This is a genomic window from Sphingosinicella sp. SM1-17, assembly GCF_056821765.1.
Window position 1 is genome coordinate 2,953,697 of record NZ_JBPDIO010000001.1, and the last position, 13,406, is coordinate 2,967,102.

Annotated in this window: 18 protein-coding genes and 1 tRNA gene; 11 read left to right on the forward strand and 8 right to left on the reverse strand. The window is 65.2% G+C overall.

The window, feature by feature from the left end:
* The first annotated feature begins 6 nt into the window (after positions 1-6).
* A complete protein-coding gene (locus ACRYLT_RS14800) occupies positions 7-921 on the forward strand; it encodes a DMT family transporter (protein ID WP_482664847.1) in 915 nt (304 codons plus the stop codon).
* A 61-nt stretch (positions 922-982) separates the two neighbouring features.
* Here ACRYLT_RS14800 and ACRYLT_RS14805 read toward each other — a convergent pair whose 3' ends face one another.
* Both ACRYLT_RS14805 and ACRYLT_RS14810 read right to left on the reverse strand, forming a co-directional pair.
* Positions 983-2,032, reverse strand: a complete 1,050-nt coding sequence (locus ACRYLT_RS14805) for a Glu/Leu/Phe/Val family dehydrogenase (RefSeq protein WP_482664848.1) — start codon at positions 2,030-2,032, stop codon at positions 983-985.
* Positions 2,033-2,059: 27 nt separating this feature from the next.
* Positions 2,060-2,136, reverse strand: a tRNA-His gene (locus ACRYLT_RS14810).
* 119 nt (positions 2,137-2,255) lie between these two features.
* Here ACRYLT_RS14810 and ACRYLT_RS14815 point away from each other — a divergent pair.
* Entirely contained in the window at positions 2,256-2,450 is a 195-nt protein-coding gene (locus tag ACRYLT_RS14815; RefSeq protein WP_482664849.1) for a hypothetical protein, read from the forward strand.
* Here ACRYLT_RS14815 and ACRYLT_RS14820 read toward each other — a convergent pair.
* The 3 genes from ACRYLT_RS14820 to ACRYLT_RS14830 all read right to left on the reverse strand — a co-directional run bounded on the left by ACRYLT_RS14820 (position 2,447) and on the right by ACRYLT_RS14830 (position 4,075).
* Positions 2,447-3,028, reverse strand: coding sequence for a L,D-transpeptidase family protein (locus ACRYLT_RS14820; RefSeq protein WP_482664850.1), 582 nt, complete (start codon positions 3,026-3,028; stop codon positions 2,447-2,449). The two genes, ACRYLT_RS14815 and ACRYLT_RS14820, sit on opposite strands and share 4 nt — an antisense overlap.
* Before the next feature lie 145 nt (positions 3,029-3,173).
* Entirely contained in the window at positions 3,174-3,731 is a 558-nt protein-coding gene (locus tag ACRYLT_RS14825) for a hypothetical protein (RefSeq protein WP_482664851.1), read from the reverse strand.
* 53 nt (positions 3,732-3,784) lie between these two features.
* Complete coding sequence (locus ACRYLT_RS14830; protein WP_482664852.1) at positions 3,785-4,075, reverse strand: hypothetical protein; 291 nt, start codon at positions 4,073-4,075, stop codon at positions 3,785-3,787.
* Between the two features lie 340 nt (positions 4,076-4,415).
* Between ACRYLT_RS14830 and ACRYLT_RS14835 the strand changes: the two genes are divergently transcribed.
* The 5 genes from ACRYLT_RS14835 (at position 4,416) to ACRYLT_RS14855 (ending at position 6,205) form a co-directional block, all read left to right on the forward strand.
* Positions 4,416-5,006 (forward strand): peptidase S14, encoded by a 591-nt coding sequence (locus ACRYLT_RS14835; protein ID WP_482664853.1) that lies wholly within the window; start codon positions 4,416-4,418, stop codon positions 5,004-5,006.
* Positions 5,007-5,275: 269 nt separating this feature from the next.
* Positions 5,276-5,485, forward strand: coding sequence for a cold-shock protein (locus tag ACRYLT_RS14840; RefSeq protein ID WP_482664854.1), 210 nt, complete (start codon positions 5,276-5,278; stop codon positions 5,483-5,485).
* 1 nt (position 5,486) lies between these two features.
* Positions 5,487-5,753 carry a translation initiation factor IF-1 gene (gene infA, locus ACRYLT_RS14845; RefSeq protein ID WP_482664855.1) on the forward strand — a complete coding sequence of 89 codons (267 nt, stop codon included), beginning with the start codon at positions 5,487-5,489 and terminating at the stop codon, positions 5,751-5,753.
* A gap of 49 nt (positions 5,754-5,802) precedes the next feature.
* Complete coding sequence (locus tag ACRYLT_RS14850) at positions 5,803-5,943, forward strand: hypothetical protein (protein WP_482664856.1); 141 nt, start codon at positions 5,803-5,805, stop codon at positions 5,941-5,943.
* 52 nt (positions 5,944-5,995) lie between these two features.
* Entirely contained in the window at positions 5,996-6,205 is a 210-nt protein-coding gene (locus ACRYLT_RS14855) for a hypothetical protein (protein WP_482664857.1), read from the forward strand.
* 85 nt (positions 6,206-6,290) lie between these two features.
* Here the strand turns inward: ACRYLT_RS14855 and ACRYLT_RS14860 are convergent, their stop codons facing one another.
* From ACRYLT_RS14860 to tpiA, 3 genes are all read right to left on the reverse strand, one after another.
* Complete coding sequence (locus tag ACRYLT_RS14860) at positions 6,291-7,928, reverse strand: CTP synthase (protein WP_482664858.1); 1,638 nt, start codon at positions 7,926-7,928, stop codon at positions 6,291-6,293.
* Positions 7,929-8,123: 195 nt separating this feature from the next.
* Positions 8,124-8,501 (reverse strand): preprotein translocase subunit SecG, encoded by a 378-nt coding sequence (gene secG, locus ACRYLT_RS14865; RefSeq protein WP_482664859.1) that lies wholly within the window; start codon positions 8,499-8,501, stop codon positions 8,124-8,126.
* 137 nt (positions 8,502-8,638) lie between these two features.
* Positions 8,639-9,388 carry a triose-phosphate isomerase gene (tpiA, locus tag ACRYLT_RS14870; protein ID WP_482664860.1) on the reverse strand — a complete coding sequence of 250 codons (750 nt, stop codon included), beginning with the start codon at positions 9,386-9,388 and terminating at the stop codon, positions 8,639-8,641.
* Positions 9,389-9,558: 170 nt separating this feature from the next.
* Between tpiA and ACRYLT_RS14875 the strand changes: the two genes are divergently transcribed.
* Genes ACRYLT_RS14875 through lexA form a run of 4 tightly spaced genes read left to right on the forward strand, consistent with a single transcriptional unit; the run spans position 9,559 to position 13,388 of the window.
* Positions 9,559-11,511 (forward strand): SurA N-terminal domain-containing protein, encoded by a 1,953-nt coding sequence (locus ACRYLT_RS14875; protein ID WP_482664861.1) that lies wholly within the window; start codon positions 9,559-9,561, stop codon positions 11,509-11,511.
* A gap of 40 nt (positions 11,512-11,551) precedes the next feature.
* Positions 11,552-12,076, forward strand: coding sequence for a hypothetical protein (locus ACRYLT_RS14880; protein ID WP_482664862.1), 525 nt, complete (start codon positions 11,552-11,554; stop codon positions 12,074-12,076).
* Positions 12,073-12,666 (forward strand): anthranilate synthase component II, encoded by a 594-nt coding sequence (locus tag ACRYLT_RS14885; RefSeq protein WP_482664863.1) that lies wholly within the window; start codon positions 12,073-12,075, stop codon positions 12,664-12,666. Before ACRYLT_RS14880 ends, ACRYLT_RS14885 begins: the two co-directional genes overlap by 4 nt.
* A 56-nt stretch (positions 12,667-12,722) precedes the next feature.
* Entirely contained in the window at positions 12,723-13,388 is a 666-nt protein-coding gene (lexA, locus tag ACRYLT_RS14890; RefSeq protein WP_482664864.1) for a transcriptional repressor LexA, read from the forward strand.
* Positions 13,389-13,406 lie beyond the last annotated feature (18 nt).

The following is a 13,406-nucleotide window of genomic DNA, read 5'->3' on the forward strand; positions in this document are numbered from 1 at the left end:
GAATTCATGATCCCGCCTGCTCCTCCGGTACAGCACCGGCTTCTCGGAATCGGCCTTCGGGTCGGTGCAACGATCAGCTTCGGCCTGATGGCGGCGATGATCAAGCTCGGCCACGAAGCTGGGATCGCCCTGGTCGAGCTGGCCTTCTACCGCTTTGCCTTCGGGCTTCCGCCACTGCTCGCCTGGATCGCCATCACACGCAATTTCGGCGCCTGGCGAACGAAGCGGCCGGGCGCCCATGTCGCGCGCGGAATGCTCGGCTTCGCCTCGATGACTCTCGCCTTCGGGGCGTTGGCCTATCTTCCGCTCGCCGAAGCGAGCACGATCGGATTCGTCGCCCCCCTTTTCTCGGTGCTTCTGTCGGCACTGCTGCTCCGCGAAGCCGTCGGCTTCTACCGCTGGACCGCCGTCGCCCTGGGATTTGCCGGCGTCCTCATCGTCATGCAGCCGAGCGGGAGCGAGCTGCCGCCGCTTGGTCTTGGCATGGCCTTGTTGTCCGCCTTGGGGGTCGCCGCGGTTACGATCACGATCCGCCAGATGTCGAAGACGGAGAGCACGCCCACGATCGTCCTCTGGTTCACCGGCTTTTCGATGTTCGCCTCCGGACTTTTGATGCCCTTCTTCGCGACGAGTCATGATGCCGGCGAATGGCTGATCCTCGCCGCCATCGGCCTCAGCGGCGGAGTCGGCCAGCTCTTCCTCACCTCGTCGCTCCGCTTCGCCCCCGTCTCCGTCGTGGTGCCGTTCGACTATACGCAATTGATCTGGGCGGTGCTGCTCGGCTGGGTGATATGGAACACGCACCCGCCGACAAGCACCTGGGCGGGCGCGGCCATCATCATCGGCAGCGGCCTGTTCACCGTCTATCGCGAGCACAGGCTCGGACGCGACAAGCCGCACCGGCCGCCGCTCCAGCCCTAGGCCCACCCTCGGAGGTTAGGTGACCGAAGCTCCGGGATCAGACCCGGGGCTTGAAGCGAAGTCAGGCTCGGCCGATCAGCCGATTGGCCATGCCATCGGCAACCGCGGCAGCGTTGCGGCCCGTGGCGACGCTCTCGTCCCAGATCTGCTCGAGCCGCTCGGGGATGCGTTCGATCCGGCGGCGGACGGTCGCCTGATCGCCATCCTTCAGATATTCGGTTGAAACGTTGATGATCCCGCCGGCATTGATCACATAATCGGGCGCATAGAGAATCCCGCGCTGGTGGATCCGGTCGCCGTCCGCCGGAGTGGCAAGCTGATTGTTGGCGCCGCCGGCCACGACGGGGACGCGCAGCGCCGCGATCGATTGCTCGGTCAGGATGGCGCCGAGCGCGTTCGGGCTGAAGATGTCGGCTTCCAGCGTCATGATCTCGTCGGGACGAACGACGGCTCCGCCGACCTCGTCCGCGACTCGCCGGGCCCGTTCTTCGTCGATATCGGCAATGCTGATTCGAGCGCCGTCCTGCGCGGCAAGTCGGGCCAGGCCGCTGGCGACGCTTCCAGCGCCCTGGACGGCGATATGGAGGCCGGCGAGGCTGCCCTTGCCGAGTGCCCGGCGGGCCGCGGCCCGAACACCGAGGAAGACGCCGTAGCTGGTGTGCGGCCCGGGATCGCCGCCGACGCTGCCCTCCGCTACCGGAAGACCGGCCACGAAGCGGGTCTGCTTCGAGATGGCGACCATGTCGGCGACCGACATTCCGACATCCTCGGCCGTCACATAGCGCCCCCCGAGCCCATCGACGGCTCGCCCGAAAGCGGCCAGCATTTCCGGAGTCTTGGCCCCGTCCTCTTCGGCGAGGATCACGGCCTTGCCACCACCAAGCGGCAATCCGGCCATGGCGTTCTTGTAGCTCATTCCCCGCGACAGCCGCAGCACGTCCGCGATCGCGTCGCCGGATCTCGCATAATGCCAAAGGCGGGTACCGCCGGCTCCGGGGCCGAGATGCGTCGAATGGACCGCGATCACTGCCCTCAACCCGCTTCCCCGGTCGGTGACGAAATGCACGAGCTCATGCTCGTCGAAATCGGGGAAGTCCCAGAGCGAGTTCATCGATCGATCCTGTCGGCTTTGAAAAAATGGGGCGATCGACGGGACTTGAACCCGCGACCCTCGGTACCACAAACCGATGCTCTAACCAGCTGAGCTACGATCGCCGCGCGTGATGAGGCTGCGCACATAGGAGCCGCGCCACCCCAGCGTCAAGGATGCTTGGACCGGCGCAGGAGGCGGAACTTCCGTTCGGGCCGCTCCTTCTGACGCTCAGGAGGATGACATGGCCGAAGACCGATTCAAGATTTCCACCGGGCCGAACGAACGGCCGCCGAATGAGCCGATTGCCGAAACCGCTCCCGGCATTCCCGACCATGCCCGAGGTCCCGGCGAAGGGGTTCCGGAAGCGCCGAGCGACGAAGACGTCGAACGCACGGCAGAGGCGCTCGGCGCTCCTGAGCCTCGTCCGAATTCCTAGGAAGCGGAGGCGAGCGCCAAAGCCTGCTCGGGAAGGGACGGCGCCACGTCCGTCACGACAACCGGAGTGCCGAGCTCGGTCAGCGAATAGAGCCGACGGGCAAAGGCTGGCGGAAGCCGGATGCAGCCGTGGGACGCGGGCTCGCCGGGTATCTCGCCGGCGTGGAGCGCGATTCCGTCCCAGGTCAGCCTCTGCATGTGAGGCATTGGCGCGTTGTCGTAGAGATTGGAACGGTGGTCGACCCGCTTCTGGAGGATCTCGAAGGTTCCGGTCGGAGTGTCGTGTCCGGGCCGACCGCTCGATATGGTGGACACGCCGATCAGACTGTCGCCGCTGAAGACATAGGCCCGCTGCATCGGCAGGCTGACAACGATGCTGATCTGTCCGTCGCTCTGGCTGGTGTCGGCAAGCCAGCGATATTGGCCGGGCCGCAGATCGTCGACCTGCGGGAGAGACAAGGCGGCGTCGGCGGTTGCGGTCGACTGGGCAGCTGCGGCGGGATTCAGGCTGAGTGGGGCGGCTAGCGCGACGAGGCCGAAGCCAAGGGCTCGCCGCAGCCCGGGGGCTAGGCGGTACATACGCATACTCCATTCTGCTTTTGCGCGGCGCCCCGCCAAGGGGTCAGACAGGGCGCCACGCGTCTACAGAAGGAAACGCGCCTGAGCCGTTTTGGTGCCCTTCCGGATGCACGGCCGGCAGGACCGCAGTCGACCCGGCCGTTGATCAGGAAGCGGCTTCGTTCTGCCTTTCCGCAGTCTCGCCGCCGGCGGCGCGAAGCACCGCGCGAACCGCATTATAGTCGCGCTCCGAGCCGCGTGTGTCCACGGTGACGAGCGCCGCACCTTCGCGAACGCGCCGTTCGAAATGTTCCGCTTCCTCGCGGCTGATGCCATAGTCGACCAGTGCACCAGTGAGGCCGCCCGCGGTGGCCCCGACGGCGGCGCTCACTGCTACCGCCGAGCCGGTCGCTCCCAGCGCCTCGGCGATCGCTCCGGCAGCAATGAACGGGCCAAGCCCTGGAATGGCGAGCGCCGCAAGGCCGGCAAACGCGCCCACTGCCCCCCCTGCAGCAAGCCCCTTCATCACGCCTGTAGACTTGCTGTCGTGATGTTCGTGGGTCGGGTTCCCCTCTGAATCCTGGACCTCCAGCCGACCCTCGCGGTCGCTGAGCGCAACCATCGAGATCGCCTGGTCGGCGACACCTGCAGAGCGAAGTTCGTGGATGGCCCGCTCGGCGCGTTCGGGCGTGTCAAAAATTGCTGCAATTATGGATTCCTGCATCTTCATTCTCCTGTTGCGGTGGCATGATCGAAGGGGATGGCGAGCTGACGGCCTTAGCCGAGGTCGACGGTAAGCGTGGTGGCACGTGGATTGACCGGACGTACGATCACTTCGTCGGCGGCCTCGGGTGCGGGATGGAGCTCGGCAAGCTGGATCGCCATCAGCTGCTCGTCTCCGGACGGCGCCTCGACGGCATCAAAGACGTAGACTCCGCCAGGATCCACATAGAAGGTCTGATCGCCCATGACCCGTTTGAGGCCGGTCTGTTCAGCGGCCTCGTCCGGTAGTGGCTGATACCCGGTCTGCTGGCGAACAGCGTTGATCTGGCTGCGGTTGAGTTTCATGGCTGGCTCCTGACTGTTTCGGGGTGGAGCGAAGGGCCCGACTGACGCGGGCGATACGGGTCAAGGCCGCAGCCGACTGCCGGGATGGGCGAATGGCGCCGGCGCAGGCCCTGCCCTCGTCGAACCAACAACGAGACAGCGGGATCGTTCCGAAAAGATCAGGGAAATGCTAGGGAACGGGGCAGTTCGTGCAGCGTGGCGAGGATCCAACCTCAGCATCGGTCCGTGCGCCTCCAGCGGCGCGAATCAGAGGCCCCGGCACGAGTCTCTCCGAACATCTCTCCTTCGCCGGGAACGGCCTCGGGCCGGCTCTGTTGTTGTCCCGAAGAAAGGGAGCGAGATGGCTCGCGATCAAGCCACAGGGAATGGAAAGGACCCGCCGGAGTGTCTGGCGGCACCGCAGGTCTCGATCGTGGGGCGAATCGACGAGACGGCGGTACGCACCCTCATCGAAGAGCTTGCCACCGCCGCGCAAGGCGAAGGCGACGTGGCGATGGAACTGACCACGCTTGGCGGCGACCCGGAAATGGCCAGGCGGATCGTGCTCGAGATTGATCGCGCCCGATCGCGTATGGGAGACCGGCGATTCCACTTTCTGGGCAAGACCGTGGTTTATTCGGCAGGAGCGACGATCATGTCGGCCTTCTCGCGCGGGGAACGCTGGCTCACCAGGGACACAATCCTTCTGATCCACTGCCGCCAGCTTGAGCAGACCGTTCAGGTCTCCGGCCCGATCCGCGCCAGCCTGCCGGAACTTCAGGCCTTGTGTGCCCAGATGGAATTCGGGCTGAAACTGGAGGAGCAGGATTTCCGTCGGTTGATCGACGGCAGCGATGTCGGCCTGGACGAGCTCCAGCAGAAAGCGCTCTACAATTGGTACCTCACCGCGCAGGAGGCGCTGGAGCGGAGGCTAGTGACCGGGGTGATCTGAGCCGGTTGAGCGACGGCCGGGTCGTTGCTCGCCTCGGCGTCGTCCGTCTGGAAAGGGGACGGAGCGCCATCGGCAAGCCCGCGGTGGAAGCCCCTGTTCAGCTTGCGGGAATTGTAAATTAACGAAGTTGCGCCTATATCGCTCTTGCTGACGTCGCCTGCGAGCGAACCTGACGCCGCCTCGCGGCCTCTCTTCTTCCCTTTCGCGCTTCACCGGCCCCGCCGCGCCGTTCGCGCGCGGGCAATCATTGCCTACGAAAGGACCCGATCATGGCTATCGGCACCGTAAAATTCTTCAACATCGACCGCGGCTACGGCTTCATCTCCGACGATGCCGGCGGCAAGGACGCCTTCGTCCACATCACCGCCGTCGAGCGCTCGGGAATGTCTTCGCTCCGCGAAGGTCAGCGCCTCAGCTACGAGCTCGAATCCGGCCGCGACGGCAAGAGCTCGGCGGTCAACCTCGCCGACGCCGAATAAAGTGGCGAAAGAGGAACTACTGCTCATGGAGGGAAGGATCGACGAGATCCTTCCCGACGGCCGGTTCGGAGTCGAGCTCGACAACGAGCACCGGATCATCGCCTACACGGCCGGCAAGATGCGGCGATTTCGCATCAAGTCGGTCGTCGGCGACCGGGTCCACGTCGAGATGACCCCTTACGACCTCAGCAAGGGCCGGATCGTGTTTCGCGAGAAGACGCCCGGCCAAGGCCCGGGCGGTCAAAGGCGGCGAACATTCCGGCGCTGAGCAAGCCGATACGAAGAGTGGCGGTCACTCCGCCCAAGGACAGAAAAGAATGAAACTGGAAATCAGAGGGCCGAGGCGAGCCAAGCTTTGGCCGCCGAAGGCGCTGCTTGCGGCTCGGCCGCAAGAGCCTGCCTCGACATCGCTGGCGCCGCACGAGCTGCGCCGAATCGTCGCCGCGATGGTCGGCTGACAACATCGCCCTCCCGGCAACGGGAGGGCTTTTTCATGATCGGAGAACATCGATGAGCAGAGAAATCCCCAAGCCCTATCTGATCCGCAAGGAAGAGGACGGGCGCTTCCACCTCACCGTCCGCGAGGTGCGCTACAACAGTCAGAACTATCCGCTGGTGACGGCGACTCCGGTCCAGGAGACCTTCAAGAGCGCCAACGCCGCCCGCGCCCATGCCCGCGAGCATTTCGGAGCGGAGACGGGGCAGTTCGCAACCAAGTAAGGCTGCGGTTCGGATGCATCGACCGGGCTAAGCTGGAACCCGGTCGAGCCCTCCGGCTGGCAGGCCGAAACGGCGTGGCAGCGGGCTAGACCAAACGACTCTGCTTTACCGCCGCTTCGACGAAGCTCGCAAACAGCGGATGCGGATCGAAGGGTTTCGACTTCAGCTCCGGGTGGAACTGAACGCCGATGAACCAGGGATGGTCCGGCCGCTCGACGATCTCCGGAAGCTCACCGTCCGGGCTCATGCCTGAAAAGACCAGGCCGCCGGCCTCGAGCTTCTCCTTGTAATGGATGTTGACCTCGTAGCGGTGGCGATGGCGTTCCTCGATCGTGTCGCTTCCGTAGATCGAGCGCACGACGCTGTTGCCGGCGAGTCTCGCCTCATAGGCGCCGAGGCGCATGGTGCCGCCAAGATCGGCATCGGCACCCCGCTTTTGAAGACCCTCGCGGCTCATCCATTCGGTGATGAGGCCGACGACTGGCTCGGACGGTTCGCCGAACTCGCTCGAGCCGGCACCCTCGATTCCCGCCGTGTTCCTTGCCGCCTCGATGCAGGCCATCTGCATGCCCAGGCAGATGCCGAAGAAGGGCACCTTGCGCTCGCGCGCGAAGTGGACCGATGCGATCTTGCCCTCGCTGCCGCGCTCGCCGAAGCCTCCGGGGACGAGGATGGCGTGCATCGGCTCCAGCATTGCGGCAACTTCGGCTTCCGGATGCTCGAACAGTTCCGCGTCCAGCCACCGGATGTTGACCTTCACCCGATTGGCGAGGCCGCCATGGACCAGCGCCTCGGTCAGGCTCTTATAGGCATCCTGAAGGCCGACATATTTGCCGACGACTCCGATCGTGACCTCGCCCTCCGGATGGTAGAGCCGGTCGAGCACATCGTCCCAGCGGGCCATGTCCGGAACAGGGGCGTCCTCGATTCCGAAGGCATGAAGAACTTCGCTGTCGAGCCCCGCCTCGTGATACTGGGCGGGGACGGCATAGATGCTCTTCGCATCCAGCGCGGGAATGACGGCTTCCTGTCGAACATTGCAGAACAGCGCGATCTTGGCGCGGTCGCTTTCGGGCAAGGGATGCTCGCACCGGCAGACGATGATCTCGGGCTGGATGCCGAGACTGGTGAGCTCGCGAACGCTGTGCTGGGTCGGCTTCGTCTTAAGTTCGCCGGCGGCAGCGATATAGGGAACCAGAGTGGTGTGGATGGAGAGGGTCTGGCCCCTGCCCTCCTCGTTGCGGAACTGGCGGATCGCTTCGATGAACGGCAGCGATTCGATGTCGCCGACGGTTCCACCGATCTCGCAGATGATGAAGTCGCAGGCCGGGTCGATATCGGCGCGGATGAAGTCCTTGATCGCGTTGGTGACGTGCGGGATGACCTGGACGGTAGCACCGAGATAATCGCCCCGCCGCTCCCGCTGGATGATCTGCTGGTAGATCCGCCCGGAGGTAACATTGTCCGACTGGCGTGCAGGAACGCCGGTGAAGCGCTCATAGTGGCCGAGATCGAGGTCGGTCTCCGCGCCGTCATCGGTGACGTAGACTTCGCCATGCTGATAGGGCGACATCGTCCCTGGATCGACGTTGAGATAGGGATCGAGCTTGCGCAGCCGCACCTTATAGCCGCGCGCCTGAAGGAGCGCCGCGAGAGACGCCGCCATGAGGCCCTTGCCAAGCGATGAGACCACGCCGCCGGTGATGAAAATGAACCGCGCCATGGGAGTCGAGGCTTAAGCGGCGGCAGCGGAAAAGGGCAAGCCGCCGAATCGCTTTTATTTTCGAACTCGGACCGAAGCGAAGGAGCGCGCCATCGATCGGCGCCGGCCGGTTCTCTCGACCAATCGGCCGCGTTCGTATCCGGGTTGTTCGAGGCCGCGAGTGCGGCGTTCAACCGCCGCGCTTGACGGCTCGGTTCACTGGGCCAGCGGCACGCCCGACTGATTGGTTTCGGCCGGAGCAGGCTGCTGCGGCGCCGGCGGCTCGGCGCCGGGGACGAAGGACTCGATCGGCGACGGTGCCGTTGCCGGCGCCTGCTTCACCAGCGACGGATCGATCGTTCGCGGAGCGCGCTGGCCCGCCGCAACGGCTGCGAGGGCGATCGAAAGAATGACGAAGATCGTCGCGAGGATGGCGGTCGAACGGGTCAGGAAGTCGGCCGCGCCGCGAGCGCTCATCATTCCGGCGGGGCTTCCGCCGCCAGCCAGGCCGCCCCCTTCGGAGCGCTGCATCAGAATCATGGTGATCATCGCAATGGCGACGAGCGTCTGGACGATCAGCAGGAACGTGAACATTGGCAGGTCTTTCGGGAGAGCGTTGCGGGCGATCTAGGGGATGAAGGCCCGCTTCTCAAGCCTCGACGCCGCGTGGCGGTATCCGGCTTGGCGGACCGTCGGAGCCGGAACCGCTCGATCGATCGCGTCGGCGACGTTCAGGCTCGTGCCGCAGCCTCGACGATCGGGACGAACTGGGCGGCGGTGAGGCTTGCACCTCCGACCAGGGCTCCATCGACCTCGGCGACTGCAAAGGTCTCGGCGGCATTGTCTGCCTTGACCGAACCGCCGTAGAGAATCCGGATCCGGTCGCCCAGATCTCCAAATCGCTCGACCAGGCTGCGACGAATGAAGGCATGCATCTCCCCGATATCGGCCGGAGTTGCGACATTGCCGGTGCCGATCGCCCAGATCGGCTCATAGGCGACGACGAGCTCGCCCTCCTCCCAGCTCTCGGGCAATGATCCGGAAAGCTGTCGACCAACGACCGGGAGATGGTCATGGGCGGCACGATCCAGCTCGCTTTCGCCGACACAGACGATGGTGAGCAAGCCGTGGCGAAGCGCCGTCTCGGCCTTGGCGCGCACGATCGAGTCGCTTTCATTCTGCTCAGCCCGGCGCTCGCTGTGGCCGACAATGGCGATTCGGCCGCCGGCTTCCTTGATCATCGAGGCCGAAATGCTCCCCGTATGGGCGCCACTGTCGCTGGAATGACAATCCTGCGCCCCGATCCACAATTGTCCGGCCCGGGTCACAGCTGGAGCGATCAGGGTGAAGGGCGGACAGATGCCGACATCGACACCGGCTGCCTCGCGTGCGGCCTCCCCGATCGACTGAAGCTCCGAAAGCTGGGCCAGGCTGCCGTTCATCTTCCAGTTGCCGACGACAAGCTTGCGACGGAGATTCATGTCCAATTCCCTGAAATGACCGGCGGGCGTTTACGGTCTGTACCCGCGACCCGCAATGGGGCGGATCGCGCACGGCCCGTTCCAGGCGGAACAGGCCCGGTGGCAAGCTTGCGGGCAGCGGGGGTGCCTTCTATGACCCCGCCAACCTTGTCATCATCCGGGACCCGCGCATGATCTCCTCCTTCCGCCGCTCCGCTCGTTCATGGGCCGCTGGCGCGATTCTGTTCATCGCTCTCGTGGCGATCGTCGTTACCGGTTTCGGGACAGACGGCATGGGTGGAATGGGCGGGCTTGCTGGCGGTCAGAGCAGCCCCACCCTGGCAACGGTCGAGGGACGACGGATCTCGGAGCAGGAGCTCACCGACACGGTGAACCGCGAATATGCTCGGGCGCGCCAGCAGCAGCCGACACTCGACATGCGCACCTTCCTCGCCGCCGGGACCTTCGACCAGCTTCTGACTCGCCTGATCATCGCGGCGGCACTCCAGCATTTCGGTGAGGAGCAGGGTCTCGTCGTCTCGCAGCGGATGATCGACCGCGAGATCGTCAACATCCCCGCCTTCCGCAATTTCGCCGGCCAGTTCGACGAGAACAGCTTCCGCCAGGCTCTCGCTCAGCAGAACGTCACCGAGGCGCAGCTCCGGCAGGACATTGCCCAGTCGCTGATGCAGCGCCAGCTACTTGCACCGATCGCGCTCGGGGCCCGGGTCCCCGAAGGCGTCGCCCGCGAATATGCCAATCTTCTTCTCGAGCGGCGGGAAGGCACGTTGGGGATCGTGCCGGTGAGCCTCACGATCCAGGGAATCGATCCGACCAACGCCGAAATCGCCGCTTTCTACCAGCAGAATCGGGATCGGTTCACGATCCCGGAACGGCGGGTGATCCGCTATGCGATGATCGGCGCGGACCAGATCGGCGAGGCGGCGCAGGCGACCGACCAGGAGATCCAGGCCTATTACCGCGAAAATGCGGCGCAGTTCGCCGGTACGGAGCGGCGAACGCTCCAGCACCTGGTCCTTCAGAACGAACAGCAGGCCCAGCAGGCGGTCCAGCAGCTTCGCGGCGGAACGAGCTTTGCCGATGTCGCGGCCCGGTTCGGCTTCGCTGCCGCGGACCTCACCTATGCCGACCAGACCCAAAGCGGGTTCGCCGACGAAGCGCCCGCCGACGTGGCGCGTGCGGCCTTCTCGGCCGAGCAGGGCGCGGTGGTCGGCCCCATTCGGTCCCAGGGCGCCTTCCACGTCGTTCGGATCGATCAGGTCGCGCGCGGCGAGGGACGGACTCTCGAGCAGGCGCGGGCCGAGATCGCCCAGGCGATCCAGCAGCGCAAATCGGCCGACCTTCTCAACGCCCTCGTCAGCCGGGTCGAAGACCAGATATCCGAAGGTCGCAGTGTCGAGGAAATTGCGCGCCAGGAGCGATTGAACCTCGTCACGACGCCACCGATCACCCAGTCGGGCCAGGTTCCCGGCCAGCAGTGGATCGTCCCGCCGGAACTGCAGCCGCTGCTCGACGCCGCTTTCGAGATCGATCCGGAAGAGCCCGAGCCGGTCGTCGAGCAGATCGGAAGCGACCAGCGCTTCGCTCTGGTCGGGATCGACAATGTCGTTCCGGCGGCGGCGCCGCCGCTGGCGCAGATCGCCGCTCAGGTGCGCGAAGCCTTCATTCAGCAGCGTGCCCTCGACCAGGCGCGGCAGATCGCGCAAGGCATCGTCAACCGGATCAATGGCGGAATGGCGGCCGCCGAAGCCTTCGCTCAAGCGCAGCCTCGGCCGACGGCACCCCGCGCGATCAACATGCGCCGGCTCGAGATCAGCCAGGGCGGGCAGCAGGTTCCGCCGCCGCTGCTCGCGCTTTTCTCCATTCCCGAGGGCCGCGCCCGGATTGTCCCCGCGCCGAACGGCGCCGGCTGGTTCGTCGTCCATCACGCCCGGCGCACGCCCGGCGATGCCGCCGAGCAGCCGCAGCTCATCGAAACCACCCGAGCGGAATTCACCCGAAGCGCTTCGGAGGAAGTGGCGCAGCAGTTCGCCCGAGCGGTCGAGATTCGAACGGAGATCGAGCGCGATCAGGAAGCGCTCGCCGCCGCTCGCCGCCGCCTGCTCGGAAGCGTCGCCGAATAGCCCCGCTTGCCTGCGCTTGCCGGGCGCCTAATGTGGGGAAGTGAGAAGAGGCGACCGGCTGGAGCGGAGGCTCTCGCAATATTGGAAGCAGGAAGCCGGAGGCGCCTTGTTCCTGCCTCCCGTGCTGATCGGCTTCGCCGAACCGGACTCGGCGCCGGAATGGGCGGCGTTGATCGCAGCCGCCTTGCCCACCTTTTTCCTGCTCGTCGTCGGCGCCTTCTACTGGTGGGCTTCGCTTCGCCTGATCCGCGGTCATCGACGGCCCATGGAAAGGCTTCTCCCCGTCGCCGATCGTGTCCAGCTACCGCTGCTGGTTCTGACTTGTGTCGGGCTCGCCGGAGCAGCGGCGCTGCTGGCGACCCAGGTCCCGAGGGCACCGGGAATCGTGGCTGCGCTGTTGGCGCTGCTCGCGGCACTCGAATATGTGAACTACTTTCACCTTCAGCTTCAGAATTTCGATCACTGGCCCGACTTCAAGCGGCTGCTCCAAGGGCGCGGCTTGAGGCGAGCTCATCTGGGCCGGGACCTCTCCCTTTTTCGGCAGCGCCGACGGGCCCGCTCATGATCTTCGTCATCGACAATTACGACAGCTTCACCTGGAACCTCGTCCACTATCTCCAGGAAATCGGAGCCGAGGTGCGGGTCGAGCGGAACGATACCGTCACGGCGTCGCAAGCCCTTTCGAGCGGTGCCGACGCCTTCCTGATCTCTCCGGGACCAGGAACGCCGGACGAGGCAGGGAACGCGCTCGGTCTGGTCGCCGCCTGCGCCGCCGAGCGACGTCCATTGCTCGGCGTCTGCCTCGGCCATCAGGCGATCGGGCAGCAGTTCGGCGGCCGAGTGGTTCGGGCACCGACGCCGATGCACGGCAAGACGTGCGACGTCGAACATGACGGAACCGGCCTATTTCTCGGGCTGCCCTCCCCCTACACCGTCACCCGCTACCATTCACTGGCGGTCGATCCGTCGACCATGCCGGATTGTCTTCTCGTCAATGCGATCGCAGCGGACGGAACGGTACAGGGATTTCGCCATTGCGAGCTTCCGATCCACGGCGTCCAGTTCCACCCGGAAAGCATCGCCACCGAGCACGGCCACCGGCTGCTTCGCAACTTCCTTGACCTCACCCGAGAGGTGGCCGGCGTCTCGGCTTGACAGGGTTCGACCTGTTCCTTACACGTTCCACAAACGTTCCATCAGGGGGAACCTGCATGCTCACCCGCAAGCAACACGAGCTTCTTCTCTACATCAACGAGCGCCTGTCTGAGACCGGAGTGTCGCCTTCGTTCGAGGAGATGAAGGAAGCGCTCGATCTCAAGTCCAAGAGTGGCGTTCACCGCCTGATTTCCGCGCTCGAGGAGCGTGGCTTCATCCGCCGGCTGCCGAACCGCGCTCGGGCACTCGAGGTGTTGAAGGTGCCAGATACCAAAGGTGGCTCCGGCTCCAATGTGGTTGCGCTGCCGACGGCGGCTCCTGCACTGCTCCGTCCTGCAAACGATATCATGGAGGTCCCGCTCCATGGGCGGATTGCTGCCGGCACGCCGATCGAGGCGCTGCAGGGTACGGAGACTTTGCCCGTTCCTGCAGCCCTTCTGGGACCTGGCGAGCATTACGCACTTGAAGTGGCTGGCGACTCGATGGTCGAGGAAGGCATCTTCGATGGCGACTATGCCCTGATCCGGCGGCAGGACACGGCTCGCGATGGCGAGATCGTTGTGGCCCTGATCAACAATGAGGAAGCGACTCTGAAAACCTTTCGGCGCGAAGGCCAGATGATCCGCCTCGATCCCGCCAATCGTCAATATGATCCGCAGCGCTACCGGCCCGACCAGGTACAGATCCAGGGCCGTCTCGCTGGGCTGCTCCGGCGCTACTGAAGACGGTGCGGGAAGTCG

Bases quoted from the DNA above. Each gene is read 5' to 3' on its own strand.
- ACRYLT_RS14800 (WP_482664847.1), top strand. From the start codon at position 7: ATGATCCCGCCTGCTCCTCCGGTACAGCACCGGCTTCTCGGAATCGGC.
- ACRYLT_RS14805 (WP_482664848.1), bottom strand. From the start codon at position 2,032: ATGAACTCGCTCTGGGACTTCCCCGATTTCGACGAGCATGAGCTCGTG.
- ACRYLT_RS14815 (WP_482664849.1), top strand. From the start codon at position 2,256: ATGGCCGAAGACCGATTCAAGATTTCCACCGGGCCGAACGAACGGCCG.
- ACRYLT_RS14820 (WP_482664850.1), bottom strand. From the start codon at position 3,028: ATGTACCGCCTAGCCCCCGGGCTGCGGCGAGCCCTTGGCTTCGGCCTC.
- ACRYLT_RS14825 (WP_482664851.1), bottom strand. From the start codon at position 3,731: ATGCAGGAATCCATAATTGCAGCAATTTTTGACACGCCCGAACGCGCC.
- ACRYLT_RS14830 (WP_482664852.1), bottom strand. From the start codon at position 4,075: ATGAAACTCAACCGCAGCCAGATCAACGCTGTTCGCCAGCAGACCGGG.
- ACRYLT_RS14835 (WP_482664853.1), top strand. From the start codon at position 4,416: ATGGCTCGCGATCAAGCCACAGGGAATGGAAAGGACCCGCCGGAGTGT.
- ACRYLT_RS14840 (WP_482664854.1), top strand. From the start codon at position 5,276: ATGGCTATCGGCACCGTAAAATTCTTCAACATCGACCGCGGCTACGGC.
- ACRYLT_RS14850 (WP_482664856.1), top strand. From the start codon at position 5,803: ATGAAACTGGAAATCAGAGGGCCGAGGCGAGCCAAGCTTTGGCCGCCG.
- ACRYLT_RS14855 (WP_482664857.1), top strand. From the start codon at position 5,996: ATGAGCAGAGAAATCCCCAAGCCCTATCTGATCCGCAAGGAAGAGGAC.
- ACRYLT_RS14860 (WP_482664858.1), bottom strand. From the start codon at position 7,928: ATGGCGCGGTTCATTTTCATCACCGGCGGCGTGGTCTCATCGCTTGGC.
- secG (WP_482664859.1), bottom strand. From the start codon at position 8,501: ATGTTCACGTTCCTGCTGATCGTCCAGACGCTCGTCGCCATTGCGATG.
- tpiA (WP_482664860.1), bottom strand. From the start codon at position 9,388: ATGAATCTCCGTCGCAAGCTTGTCGTCGGCAACTGGAAGATGAACGGC.
- ACRYLT_RS14875 (WP_482664861.1), top strand. From the start codon at position 9,559: ATGATCTCCTCCTTCCGCCGCTCCGCTCGTTCATGGGCCGCTGGCGCG.
- ACRYLT_RS14885 (WP_482664863.1), top strand. From the start codon at position 12,073: ATGATCTTCGTCATCGACAATTACGACAGCTTCACCTGGAACCTCGTC.
- lexA (WP_482664864.1), top strand. From the start codon at position 12,723: ATGCTCACCCGCAAGCAACACGAGCTTCTTCTCTACATCAACGAGCGC.